At 67.4% G+C, this 12,460-nt stretch carries 11 protein-coding genes and 2 tRNA genes; 2 read left to right on the top strand and 11 right to left on the bottom strand.

Annotated features, from left to right (window positions below; translation table 11 throughout):
• Positions 1-146 precede the first annotated feature (146 nt).
• Genes JI739_RS08340 through surE form a run of 3 tightly spaced genes read right to left on the bottom strand, consistent with a single transcriptional unit; the run spans position 147 to position 2,757 of the window.
• Complete coding sequence (locus tag JI739_RS08340; RefSeq protein WP_201683429.1) at positions 147-1,202, bottom strand: peptidoglycan DD-metalloendopeptidase family protein; 1,056 nt, start codon at positions 1,200-1,202, stop codon at positions 147-149.
• Between the two features lie 14 nt (positions 1,203-1,216).
• Positions 1,217-1,993 carry a protein-L-isoaspartate(D-aspartate) O-methyltransferase gene (locus tag JI739_RS08335; protein WP_201683428.1) on the bottom strand — a complete coding sequence of 259 codons (777 nt, stop codon included), beginning with the start codon at positions 1,991-1,993 and terminating at the stop codon, positions 1,217-1,219.
• Complete coding sequence (surE, locus tag JI739_RS08330; protein ID WP_201683427.1) at positions 1,990-2,757, bottom strand: 5'/3'-nucleotidase SurE; 768 nt, start codon at positions 2,755-2,757, stop codon at positions 1,990-1,992. Before surE ends, JI739_RS08335 begins: the two co-directional genes overlap by 4 nt.
• A 182-nt stretch (positions 2,758-2,939) precedes the next feature.
• On the opposite strand from surE, the gene JI739_RS08325 reads away from it, so the two are divergent.
• Positions 2,940-3,015: transfer RNA gene (locus JI739_RS08325), tRNA-His, on the top strand.
• 121 nt (positions 3,016-3,136) lie between these two features.
• Here the strand turns inward: JI739_RS08325 and JI739_RS08320 are convergent.
• From JI739_RS08320 to uvrC, 8 genes are all read right to left on the bottom strand, one after another.
• Positions 3,137-5,059: a SurA N-terminal domain-containing protein gene (locus JI739_RS08320; protein ID WP_201683426.1), complete on the bottom strand. Its 1,923-nt coding sequence runs from the start codon at positions 5,057-5,059 to the stop codon at positions 3,137-3,139.
• Between the two features lie 77 nt (positions 5,060-5,136).
• Positions 5,137-5,212, bottom strand: a tRNA-Val gene (locus JI739_RS08315).
• A gap of 16 nt (positions 5,213-5,228) precedes the next feature.
• Positions 5,229-5,501: an HU family DNA-binding protein gene (locus JI739_RS08310; protein ID WP_201683425.1), complete on the bottom strand. Its 273-nt coding sequence runs from the start codon at positions 5,499-5,501 to the stop codon at positions 5,229-5,231.
• 223 nt (positions 5,502-5,724) lie between these two features.
• A complete protein-coding gene (locus tag JI739_RS08305) occupies positions 5,725-6,810 on the bottom strand; it encodes a tartrate dehydrogenase (RefSeq protein ID WP_201683424.1) in 1,086 nt (361 codons plus the stop codon).
• Position 6,811: 1 nt separating this feature from the next.
• A complete protein-coding gene (locus tag JI739_RS08300; RefSeq protein WP_201683423.1) occupies positions 6,812-7,693 on the bottom strand; it encodes an alpha/beta fold hydrolase in 882 nt (293 codons plus the stop codon).
• A 34-nt stretch (positions 7,694-7,727) separates the two neighbouring features.
• Complete coding sequence (locus tag JI739_RS08295; protein ID WP_236589426.1) at positions 7,728-8,642, bottom strand: DMT family transporter; 915 nt, start codon at positions 8,640-8,642, stop codon at positions 7,728-7,730.
• A 39-nt stretch (positions 8,643-8,681) separates the two neighbouring features.
• Positions 8,682-9,248 (bottom strand): CDP-diacylglycerol--glycerol-3-phosphate 3-phosphatidyltransferase, encoded by a 567-nt coding sequence (gene pgsA, locus JI739_RS08290; RefSeq protein WP_201683422.1) that lies wholly within the window; start codon positions 9,246-9,248, stop codon positions 8,682-8,684.
• 37 nt (positions 9,249-9,285) lie between these two features.
• A complete protein-coding gene (uvrC, locus tag JI739_RS08285) occupies positions 9,286-11,319 on the bottom strand; it encodes an excinuclease ABC subunit UvrC (protein WP_201683421.1) in 2,034 nt (677 codons plus the stop codon).
• Positions 11,320-11,340: 21 nt separating this feature from the next.
• Here uvrC and earP point away from each other — a divergent pair, with 21 nt between their 5' ends.
• Complete coding sequence (earP, locus tag JI739_RS08280; protein WP_201683420.1) at positions 11,341-12,420, top strand: elongation factor P maturation arginine rhamnosyltransferase EarP; 1,080 nt, start codon at positions 11,341-11,343, stop codon at positions 12,418-12,420.
• The last annotated feature ends 40 nt before the right edge of the window (positions 12,421-12,460 follow it).

The following is a 12,460-nucleotide window of genomic DNA, read 5'->3' as shown; positions in this document are numbered from 1 at the left end:
GCGACCGGAAGAGTCGGCCGGTGCGCGGTGGCCGTGCCAGCGAAGGACTACATGAGAAGGTGATGCTCACCTTCAGCTTGGCCGCAGTAGTCCCCCACGAAAAAAAGAGCAGGCTGCACCTGCTCTTTTTTCTCAGCAGCGGATCGTCATCGGGACAGGAAGCGCGCGGGGTCGACGGGGCGTCCCTGTCGCCGAATTTCGAAGTGCAGCTTGACTCGATCGGCGTCCGACGATCCCATCTCGGCGATCTTCTGGCCCTTGCGAACCATCTGGTCTTCTTTCACCAGCAGCGTCTGGTTGTGCGCGTACGCGGTGAGATAGGTGTTGTTGTGTTTCAGGATGACGAGATTGCCATACCCGCGCAAGCCGGCGCCGGCATAGACCACCCGTCCGTCGGCCGCGGCTGTGACCGGGTCACCCGCCCGCCCCGCGATGTCGAGTCCCTTGTTGCGCGCCTCGTCGAAGGCGGCGATCACCTGGGTGTTGCCGGGGGCGGGCCAGCCCCAAGCGACGTCCTCGTCCGACGAGGGGACCGGGGCGCTGGGCGCAGGAATGGTGGGTGCCGGTGCCGGTGCCGGTGCCGGTGCCGGTGCCGGTGCCGGTGCCGGAGGCGATGCGGGTGCGGCCGGCGTGGCAGCAGTGGTGCCGGTCGCGCCTGGCGTCGGTGCGGTCGCGCCAGGTGCGGCGGCAGCGCCACGCGCCTGGCCAGACTGGGGCGCCACCGGCGCAGCGGCCATCGGAGAAGGTGGCACAGGACGAGTGACCACGCCGTCCGGTGTGGCGGTGGCCGGCGCCGTGGCGGCAGTAGCCGCGGCGACGGCAGGCCCCACCGGCGCCACCACGCGCAGCACCTGGCCCACTTCGATCAGGTTGGGGTTGTCCAGGTTGTTCCAGCGCTGCAGGTCGCGAACCGTGGATCCGGTGTCGAGCGCGATGCGGATCAGGGTGTCGCCGGGCCGAACGGTGTAGTAGCCCGGCTTGCCGGCGTTCTCGGCGCCCGGCAGCACGCGGGGAGCCTCGGCCACCACGGCGGGCTGCGGCGTCGACGTCGGTGCAGCGGCTGGTTGCGTGGCGCTGCGAACCATGGCACTGCGGTCTTCGATCGGTGCGGGTCCACGCGCGCGCGACGCGCAACCCGAGAGCACCGCTACCGCCAGCAGGATGAAAACGGGATTCCGAACCTGCCTCGGAAGCTGTGACATGTTGTGCAATTCCTTCAAGCGATTCCAGATTTTAGAGGGACGAAATGAACAGCCTCGAGCACGCTTCGCTTGAGGCCGGCGGTGGTCTTTTCCAGCACCACGAGGGCTTGCGCACCTCCGGTCATGACACTGGGCGCGACGATGCGCGCGCCGAACGCGAGCTGCTCGATCCATGCCGACGGAATGGACTCGCCGCCCGCCGCCGAGATGATTCCGGCGTACGGCCCGCCTTTGGCAAAGCCGACCATGCCGTCACCGAACAGGAGATGCACATTGGGGACCCGCAGCGGCCGCAGGTTGGCGCGCGCCTTCTCGTGCAGCCCCCGCAGCCGCTCGATGCTGTAGACCTCGCGCGAGACGCGTGCCAGCACGGCCGCCTGGTAGCCGCAGCCGGTGCCGATCTCCAGTACGCGGCCCAGGCGACCGTGCTCGTCGCACTGGCCGCCAAGCAGGAGTTCGATCATGCGCGCCACCACGTTGGGCTTGGAGATCGTCTGTCCCAGACCGATCGGCAGGCTGGTGTCCTCGTAAGCCTGGTTCACCAGCGCGCTGTCGACGAAGGCATGGCGCGGCACCTCGCCCATGGCCTGCAGCACGCGGCTGTCGGCGATGCCCTGGGCGGCGAGCTTGCGCACCATGCGGGCGCGAACCGCCGCGGAGTCCAGCCCGAGACCGCTGGCCTGGGTCGTCTTCGACACGACGGGTTGCGCGGGCGCTCCCGTGCCGCGCCGGATCGGGATCACCGCGGCAGGAATGGGCAAGCGTGCTGGAAAGGTGGGACGGCGCGTCATGGGTTGGCGCCGAAGCCCTGCACGTGACGCGTCCAGTCTCCGAGGCCCTCGTAGTCGGTGAGATCCACTTGCAGGGGAGTGACGGAGATGTTGCCTTGCGCCGTGGCGTGGAAATCGGTCCCTGGCGCACCGTCCTTGGCGGCACCGGCAGCACCGATCCAGTACAGCGTGCCACCACGCGGGCTGGCCTGCGAGATCACGTTCTCGGCCGCGTGCCGGCGCCCGAGCCTGCACACCTCGAACGAGCCGAGCGATTCGAGCGGCCGGTTCGGAATGTTCACGTTCAGCAGGAAGGGCGTGGCGCCCGCTTGCAGGCCTTGCTGCATCACGCGCTGCACCAGCTCGCGCGCCTTGTGGGCCGCCGCATCGAGATGGGCCCATCCCTTTTCGACCTGAGAGAAGGCAATCGCCGGAACACCGAACAGGTAGCCCTCCATCGCGGCTCCGACGGTGCCGGAGTAGATGGTGTCGTCGCCCATGTTGGCGCCGTTGTTGATGCCGCTCACCAGCAGGTCGGGCCGATATCCGAGCAACCCGGTGAGCGCGATGTGCATGCAGTCGGCGGGCGTGCCGTTGACGTAGCGAAAGCCGCGCGCCCCTTCGTACACGGTGAGCGGCTGGTTCAAGGTGAGCGCATTGGACTTTGCGCTGTTGTTGTGTTCGGGGGCGATGACTTCGACCTCACCCAGGTCCTTCAGCGCGTCGTGCAGCGCGATGATGCCCGGGGCCTGGTAGCCGTCGTCGTTTGAAATGAGGATTTTCATGGGCAAGCAGATGCAAACGATTTTAGAAGCGCTTGCGCCCCTCTCCTCACCTGAACTCATCCGAACAGCGACTGCCGACACATCGAGGCACGATTGTTCACGCCCCACCTCGCTTGCAGACGAAGAAGCTCAGGCGTCCTGAAAAGGAGCCGAGTTCGCCGGCTATAATGCCGGACTCGACGGTGGCTGTAGCTCAGTTGGTAGAGTCCCAGATTGTGATTCTGGTCGTCGTGGGTTCGAGTCCCATCAGCCACCCCACCATTTGAAGCCCCGGCAAGTCCGGGGCTTCGTCTTTTGTGCATCACGCACATCAACGGCACGAGACGCGCGAGCCGGCCGCCAGGTCGGCTCGCGGCTCGCCCTCAACGGCGGATGGCGTTCACCGGGGGGTCTCGGCGCCCAGTTGCGGCTTCGGCGCGCGAATCTGCACGTCGTAACGCTTCTGGAGCATCTCGTAGTACGCGCGAGCTTCCGCCTGCGCCACCCATTGAGCGACCTGCTGGCGTTCCTGCTGGGTCACGTCATCGGCGCGTGCCTCGCGCGGAACCACCTCCAGCACCTTGACCACCGCGTAGCCGTCCCTGCCCAGGTCGACGCCCACCGCGCCAGGCAACTTGCCCGGATCGGCGCGCAGTGCCGATTCGACGACGGCTTCAGGCAGGTTGCGCGGGGTTTCGCGCGAGATGACCATGGGCTCGGGAAGCTTCACCGAGCCAGGATCCGCCTTCAGCGCCTCCAGTTGCTTGACGCCCGCTTCACGCGCGAGCTCGATGCCTCGCGCCATCTTGAGTTGCTCGCGGGCACGATCTTTCACCTGCTCGAGCGGCAGCACCTGGGCGGGCTGGTGATTCACGACCCGCGCCGATACCAGCTGATTGGGTCCGACTTCGATGGCATCGGTGTTGCGCTTGCGCGAAATGCTTTCGGGCGAGAACAGGGCATTGAGCAGCTTCGGGTTGGACAGCACGCCTTGCGCGCCGGGAGCCGGTTCGCGCTGCACGCCGCTGGCGGTGCGCAGCTGGAGCTTGAAGCGTTCGGCCACCGGCTTCAGGGCCTCGGCCTGCTCGTACACCGCGTTGCTGAAGGCGTCGGCCATCTCCGCGAATTTGCGCTGCGCCTGCTGCTTCTTGAGCTCGGCCTCGAGCTGGGGACGCACCTCGGCGAATGTCTGCTGCTTGGGCGCGCGCACATCGGTGAGCTGGATGATGTGATAGCCGAAGTCCGTCTCCACCACCTCGGAGATCTCCCCCTTCTTCAGGTTGAAGGCCGCCTCTTCGAAGGGCTTGGTCATGGCCCCGCGGGTGAAGAAGTCGAGGTCACCACCACGCGCTGCCGAGCCCGGGTCTTGCGAGTTCTTGCGGGCGAGTTCGGCAAAGCTGGCGGGCGACTTCTTCACCTGCGCCAGCAGTTCTTCTGCCTTGCGTTTTGCGGCCTCACGCTCGGCCGCGGGAGCCGAAGCGGGCGCCGCCACCAGGATGTGGCTGGCGCGGCGCTCTTCGAGGCCGGCCTGGCGGGCCATGTTCTGCTCGAAATAGGTCTTGAGGTCGTCCTCGTTGATGCGGATGTCGCGCATGACCGACTCGAGGTCGAGCACCACATATTCGATGTCCACCTGTTCCGGCGCCTGGAACTGCTGCGTGTTGGCCTTGTAATACGCCTCGACCTCGGCATCGGTCGGCGTGACGCGCTTGGCGAATTCCGCGGGCTCGAAACGCTCCACCTGCACCTTGCGCCGCTGCAGGAAGGCATCGAGGATGGCCTGCGCCTGCGAAGGCGGCACCAGGCTGCTGGCGGCCAGGCCGCCGAGCACCTGCCGGTTGGACAGGTCGGCGCGCAACTGGTTTTCGAACATCTCGGGCGTCATGCCCTGCTGCGCCGCGAGTTGCCGATAGCGCGCCATGTCGATCTGGCCGTCCGGGCCGCGCAGGGACGCGATCACCGGGTGGTTCTGCAGTTCACCCGCGAGCCGCTGGTCCCCGGTGAATAGGCGCGCATCACTGGCCGCCGCGCGAATGACACGGTCCCGCACCAGGGCCTCCAGCGTGCCGTAGCGCGCCTGCGGCGTATCGAGCAGCTTGATGTCCAGGTTGGGCATGGCCTCGCGCATGCGGTCGACCTCGCGCCGGTGCGCGGCCTCCCATTCGCTTTCGCGGATGTCCTCGCCGGCCACTTTGGCGACCACCGGGCCGCGGTCGTTCATGCGGGTGTACCCCTCGATGCCGAACAGCACGAACGAGGGGATGATCAGCAGGAACAAAATGAACATCAAGACACGGTTGTTCTTGCGGATGTACTCAAACATGTCGACTCTCTTGGCGCGGTGCGCGTCGCTCTGGCGAAAAGACAAAAGGCGAACCTGAAGGTCCGCCTTTGCATGGATGGTGGGTGCTGACGGGCTCGAACCGCCGACCTACGCCTTGTAAGGGCGCCGCTCTACCAACTGAGCTAAGCACCCCACCGAAAGTTCCAGATCAATTCAGCGCATCCTTGAGCGCCTTACCGGGCCGGAACTTGGGTACCTTGGCGGCTTTGATTTTAATCTCGTCGCCGGTGCGGGGATTGCGGCCGCTGCGCGCAGCCCTCTTGCCAACGGCGAAGGTTCCGAAACCGACCAGGGAGACCGAGCCGCCTTTGCGCAGAGTCGTCTTGACGGCGCCGATCATGGACTCCAGTGCGCGGGTGGCTGCCGCCTTGGAGATGTCGGCGTGCTTGGCAATGTGATCGATCATCTCGGTCTTGTTCACGGGTACCCCTCATTGGTGATGAATAGCAGTCCGGTCGCCCTTGATCATCGGCCGACGCCTCCCCGACCCGCGAACTCGTCGCGGGCGCCAGATGAACAGGGAGGGTCGTACGTTGCAGCTGAGCCAGGCGGCCGCCGGAGGTGATTAAAGCCACCGCCCCAGGCGGTGTCAATACGGCCTGCGGCATTACAACAGGCTACCTCCGGCGCCCTGCGCAGCGGCCTCACAGGGCCGCGGCGATGTCGCGCCCGACGTCGTCGGTGCGGCCGGTGCCGCCGATGTCGGGTGTGCGCGCGGCGCCGCTGCCAGGGCGCAGCGCCTGCTCGATCGCCGCCAGGATCGCATCGTGCGCGTCCTTGTAGCCCAGGAACTCCAGCATCATCGCGCCGCACCAGATTTGCCCGATAGGGTTGGCCACTCCCTTGCCCGCGATGTCCGGCGCCGAGCCATGCACCGGCTCGAACAGGGACGGAGAACTGCGGTCCGGGTTCAAATTGGCGCTGGGAGCGATACCGATGGTGCCGGTGCAGGCGGGGCCGAGGTCGGACAGGATGTCTCCGAACAGGTTGCTGGCCACCACCACGTCGAAGAAGTCCGGCCGCTGCACGAAGTGCGCCGTGAGGATGTCGATGTGGAACTTGTCCACGTTCACCTGCGGGTAGGCGCGAGCCATGGCCTCCACGCGCTCGTCCCAGTAAGGCATGGTGATCGCGATGCCGTTGGATTTGGTGGCGCTGGTGAGGTGCTTCTTGGGCCGCGACTGGGCGAGCTCGAAGGCGAAGCGCAGCACCCGGTCCACGCCGAAGCGCGACATCACGGTTTCCTGCATCACGATCTCGCGCTCGGTGCCTGCGTACATCCGCCCGCCGATGCTGGAGTACTCGCCTTCGGTGTTCTCGCGCACGATGTACATGTCGATCTCGCCTGGTTGGCGAGGGCTGCCGTCACGGCGTACGACCGGGGCCATGATGCCGGGCATGAGGCGCGCCGGCCGCAGGTTGATGTACTGGTCGAACTCGCGCCGGAACATCAGGAGCGAGCCCCAGAGCGACACGTGGTCGGGGATCTTCTCGGGCCAGCCGACGGCGCCGAAATAAATCGCGTCGTGACCGCCGATGCGGTCCTTCCAGTCGTCCGGCAGCATCTTGCCGTGCCGCTCGTAGTACTCCCAGCTCGAGAAGTCGAAGTGGTCGAATTGCAGGTCGATGCCGAAGCGCGAGGCCGCCGATTCCAGCACGCGAATGCCCTCGGGCATGACCTCCTTGCCGATGCCGTCGCCCGCGATGACAGCGATGCGGTGCTTGCTCATTTCATGTACTCCTGAGAAAAGGCAGGGCCTCGGACAGCACCTCCTGCGGCGCCTCCTCGGCCAGGTAGTGGCCGCATGGCAGGCTGCGGCCCGTCACGCGCACGGCCCGCTCGCGCCACAGCGCCAGCACGTCGAAACAGGTTTCGAGCACACCGCGCCGGCCCCACAACACGTGTAGCGGCTGCTCGATGCGTCGGCCCCCGGCGATATCCGCGCGGTCGTGTTCGAGGTCGATGCCGGCGCTGGCACGGTAGTCGGCACACATGCCGCGCGCGCTGCCGGGAAGCTGGATCCAACGCTCGTACTCGGCCAGTGCGGCGGGATCGAACAGCGCCAGGCCGCCAGGCCTGCTGCCCATCACGCTGCGCAGGTAGCGCACCGGATCGGATTCGATCAGCGCCTCAGGCAGGGGCGGCGGCTGGATCAAGAAGAACCAGTGCCAGTAGGCCCGTGCGAAGGCCTCGCTGGTGTGCTGGTACATGCCCAGCGTGGGAGCGATATCCAGCAGCAGCAGGCGGTCCACCGCTCCAGGATGGTCCGCCGCCAGGCGGTGCGCCACACGGGCACCGCGATCGTGGGCGAGCACGGCGAAGCGATCGAAGCCCATCGAATGCATCACGTGCAGCGCGTCGGCGGCCATCTCGCGTTTGCTGTATGCCGCGCTCCCCTGCCCCGGCTCTGGCCGGGCCGAATCACCGTAACCGCGCAGGTCCATCAGGACCACCGTGAACTCGCGCGCCAGCTCCGGAGCGACGCGGTGCCACATGGACATGGTCTGGGGGTGTCCGTGCATCAGCAACAAGGGCGCGCCCTGCCCGCCGCGCCGTACGTGGAGCCGCACACCGGCGCGGTCCACCTCATGGGGAATGAAGTCTTGCAGCATGCCGCGATTCTGGAGCCGTGGAGGGATCAGGCAATCACGAGCGGCCCGTCCGCACGACGAGGCTGACCCCGATGGCGGTCAGCGCCACCCCGGCCACGGTGAGCGCCGTGATCGGCTCGCCGAAAAGCACCCAGGCCATCAGTGCGGTGGTGGGCGGCACGAGATACATCAGGCTGGTGACCGAGGTCGCCACGCCGCGCTGGATCAACAGGTACAACAGCGAACTGCCGCCCAGCGTGAGGACCAGCACCGACCAGGTCATGGCACCGGTGAGCTCGAGGTTGAGCGATCCGGAGGGCAGCCACCAGCGCATGGCCTCCCGCTCGAGCAGCGCAAACGGCAGCGTGATGACAAAGGCAGCCGCGAGCTGGACCAGGTTGGCGGTGCGCACATCGCAGGGCTGCACGAATCGCTTCTGGTAGAGGGTGCCTGCGGTGATGCTCAGGAGTGCCATGCCCGCCATCAGCAGGTTGGCCGAATTGACCTCACCGAGGCCCAGCTTCTGCCACACCACCAGCAGGAGTCCGCCCAGGCCGAGCGCGAGGCCCGTCCACTGTCGGCTCGACACCGATCCGCCCGCGCTCGAGACCCACAGCGCGGTGAGCACGGGCTGCAGGCCGACCAGCAAGGCCGCCAGGCCGGCACCCATGCCGCCCTTGACGGCGGCCCACACACCGCCCAGGTAGCCCGCATGCATGAGCACACCGGTCACGCCCAGATGCAGCCATTGCCTGCTGCCGGACGGCCATACGGCCCGCGCCAGAGCGGCCCAGGCCAGGAACGACAGCACCGAGAGGCCATAGCGGATCGCCAGGAAGGTCATCGGCGGCCCATGCGGCATGCCGTAGCGCGCCACGATGAAGCCGGTGCTCCAGATCAGCACGAACACCGCGGGCATCGAACGCAACAGCAAGTCCTGGCGCGCGTTTGTCGGCAGGGCCGCCGTCATGTCAGTTCTCCCATACGCTGCATCACTCCGGCCGCGTGATCACTTGACGCGCTTGCGGATCTCAGGGAGCGCCTTGCGCAGGTAGTACACCATCGACCAGACCGTGAGGACCGCCGAGATCCAGATCAGCCAGGCTCCCCAGGTGCCCGTGTGCAGCGCCCCGAAAAGCACGCCATCGAACAGCAGGAAAGGGATGGCCACCATCTGGACGGTGGTCTTGACCTTGCCCAGCATGTGAACCGCCACGCTGCGCGAGGCGCCGATGTGCGCCATCCACTCGCGCAAGGCGGAAATGGCGATTTCGCGGCCGATGATGATGAGGGCGACGAACACGTCGGCGCGCCCGAGGTTGACCAGCACCAGGAGCGAAGCGCTCACCAGGAACTTGTCCGCAACGGGATCGAGAAAGGCGCCGAAGGCGGAGGTCTGGTTCAGGCGCCGGGCCAGGTAGCCGTCCAGCCAATCGGTGAGCGCGAAGGCAATGAACATGACCGTGGCCACCAGGTTCTGCAGGCGCGGCTCCAGCCCGACGTAAAACACACCGACGAGGAGCGGAATGGCGACGATGCGCGTCCAGGTCAGGATCGTCGGGAGGGTCAGGAACATGGGCGCGATTCTGGCACGGCCGTGCTGTGCGCCCGGGTCAGTGCAGGGCGCGATAAATCTGCTCGGCCAGGTCACGCGAGATGCCTTCGACGGTGGCGATGTCGTCCACCCCCGCGGCGGCCACGCCGCGGATGCCGCCGAAGCGCTGCAATAGCCGCGCACGCTTCTTGGCTCCGACCCCGGGTATCTCCTCCAGCGTGCTGCCGCCCACGCGCACCCGAGCACGCCGTGCGCGCATGCCGGTGATCGCGAAACGGTGCGCTTCGTCGCGGATCTGGGCCACCAACATGAGGGCGGCGGAATCCTTGCCCAGGTACACCGAGGGACGGCCGTCGGCGAACACCAGCTCCTCCAGACCCACCTTGCGGCCCTCCCCTTTCTTGACACCGACGATGACCGACAACTCGAGCCCCAGTTCGGCGAAGACCTCGCGCGCCATCCCGACCTGGCCTTTGCCGCCGTCGATCAGCACGAGATCGGGCAGGCGGGTCGCGGCGCCGGTCGATCCGCGCGCGAAGCGCCGGGCCGGCGTCGCAGCCGCCTCGGCGGCTTCCGGTTCGCCACCAGCCTGCGGCACCGCGGCTTGCGGTGGCGAGGCGTCGGGCGGGTCGCGGCCGACCTCGGCCAAGCGGCCATAGCGGCGGGTGAGCACCTGGCGCATGGCGGCGTAGTCGTCACCGGGCGTGATGTCATCGATGTTGTAGCGCCGGTATTCGCCGTTCTGCATCTTGTGGTGGTGGAACACCACGCACGAGGCCTGGGTGGCCTCGCCGGCCGTGTGGGACACGTCGAAACATTCGATGCGCAGCCCGTCCAGGTCGTCCGGCGTGAGCTCCAGCGCCTCGACCAGCGCCCGCGTGCGAGCCTGCTGCGAGCCCTCCTCCGCAAGCAATCTCGCGAGCTGGAGCGCTGCGTTTTTCTCGGCCATCTCCAGCCAGATGCGACGCTGCTCGCGGGGATTGTGCACCGCGCCCAGCCGGATGCCCGCCTGTTGCGACAAGGCATCGATCAGTGCCCGGTCCACGGCATGGCTGGTGATCAGGGCCGGCGGCACCGGCACGTTGAGGTAGTGCTGGGCGATGAAGGCTTCCAGGACCTGGACCTCCGCCGGGCGAGCCGGGGCCGCGTCGGCCGCATCGTCCAGCGCCTCGACCGCCATCGCGTCCTCCACGTGCGTGGGAAAGTAGGGTCGATCGCCCAGGTGGCGCCCCCCGCGCACCATGGCCAGGTTCACGCAGGCCTTGCCGCCTTGCACCCGCACGGCCAGGATGTCCACGTCCTTGTCAGATGCCGTCTCCACCGACTGCTGGTGCAGCACGCGCGACAGCGCGCTGACCTGGTCGCGCAGCTGCGCGGCCTGCTCGAACTCCAGCCGTTGCGCGTGTTCGGTCATACGCGACTCCAGCGCATGCAGCACGCCCTGCGCATCGCCACGCAGGAAGGCCTCGGCGTCGGCGACATCGCGCTGGTAGGAGTCCGCGGACACCAGTCCGACGCACGGGCCCGAGCAGCGCTTGATCTGGTGCAGCAGGCAGGGTCGCGTGCGGTTGGCGAACACCGTGTCCTCGCAGGTGCGCAACCGGAAGACCTTTTGCAGCAGCTGGATGGATTCCTTGACCGCCCAGGCGCTCGGATAGGGGCCGAAGTAGCGATGCTTGCGATCGACCGCGCCGCGGTAGTAAGCCACCCGCGGGAACTCGGCCGCGCCCTGCCCGTCGGCACCGAGCTTGTCGGCGGCGCCGGTGATCTTCAGGTAGGGATAGCTCTTGTCGTCGCGGAACAGGATGTTGAACCGCGGGTTGAGCGCCTTGATGAGGTTGTTTTCGAGCAGCAGCGCCTCGGCCTCGGAGCGCACCACCGTGGTCTCCATTCGCGCGATGCGGCTGATCATGTGGCCGATGCGGGTGCCGCCGTGGTTCTTCTGGAAGTAGCTGGAGACGCGCTTCTTGAGGTTGCGCGCCTTGCCCACGTAGAGCACGCCACCGTCGGCATCGAAATATCGGTAGACCCCTGGCAGCTGCGGCAGGGCCGCGACCTGCGCCAGGAGTTGTTCGGAATGCACCACGGACATGCGCCCTATTATCCCGGGAGCATGCGCTGGGACATCTTCTGCAAAGTCATCGACAACCATGGCGATCTGGGCGTGTGCTGGCGCCTGGCGGCCGAACTCGCCGGCCGTGGCGAGTCGGTGCGGCTCTGGGTCGACGAGCCCGCCGCGTTGGCTTTCATGGCCCCCCGGGGCGCGCCTCGGGTCGAGGTGTTGCGCTGGCAGGAAGCGTCGGCGGCGCATTCGCCCGCGCAGGTGGTGGTGGAGGCCTTCGGCTGCGATCCGCACGAGGCCTACCTGGTCGCCCTGGCCGAGCGCACCCGGCGCGAACAGCGGCAGCCGGCATGGATCAACCTCGAGTACCTCAGTGCCGAAGCATGGGTCGAGCGCTGCCACGGATTGGCCTCGCCCGTGCTGAGCGGGCCGGCCAAAGGCCTGACCAAGAAGTTCTTCTATCCCGGCTTCACACCGCTGACCGGCGGGCTGATTCGTGAACAGGCCCTGGCAACTCGCCAGGCGGCGTTCGACCGCGCCGCCTGGTTGCGTGCGCGATCGCTGCCGCCGGAAGGAGAGAGGCTCATCAGCCTCTTTTGCTATGAGCCGCCCGTCGAACCGCTGCTGATGCAGCTGGCGCGGGGCGAGCCCACGCGGCTGCTGGTCACGGAAGGCCGCGCTCGCGCCGCCACCGGGCGTGCCATGCGCGAGCTCGACGCGCGGCAACCCGGCTGGAACGCTTCCGGCACCCTGCGAACGAGCTTTTTGCCGCTGATGAGCCAGGAGCAGTTCGATGAGCTGCTCTGGACCTGCGACCTGAACTTCGTGCGCGGCGAAGACTCGCTGGTGCGTGCGCTCTGGGCCGGCCAGCCCCTGGTCTGGCAGATCTACCCGCAAGAGGACGGGGTCCACCGCGACAAGCTGGATGCGTTCCTCGACCGCCTTGCGGCGCCACCGTCGCTGCGCGCCTTCCACTTGGCGTGGAACGGCTTCGCACCGGACTTGCCACCCATCGACGCGCTGTCCGGATGGCAACGGGCGGCACAGGCAGCCCGGGCCCGGCTGCTGGCGCAGGAGGACCTGGTCACGCAGCTGATGCGCATGGCGACAGGCAGCTGCCCGCGCGCCTGAAAGGGCCTTGGGCTTTACCGCGTAAAATCACGGGCTTTGC

Source organism: Ramlibacter aurantiacus (assembly GCF_016722895.1).
GTDB lineage: Bacteria > Pseudomonadota > Gammaproteobacteria > Burkholderiales > Burkholderiaceae_C > Ramlibacter > Ramlibacter aurantiacus.
This window is presented reverse-complemented; position numbering and strand designations above follow the sequence as displayed.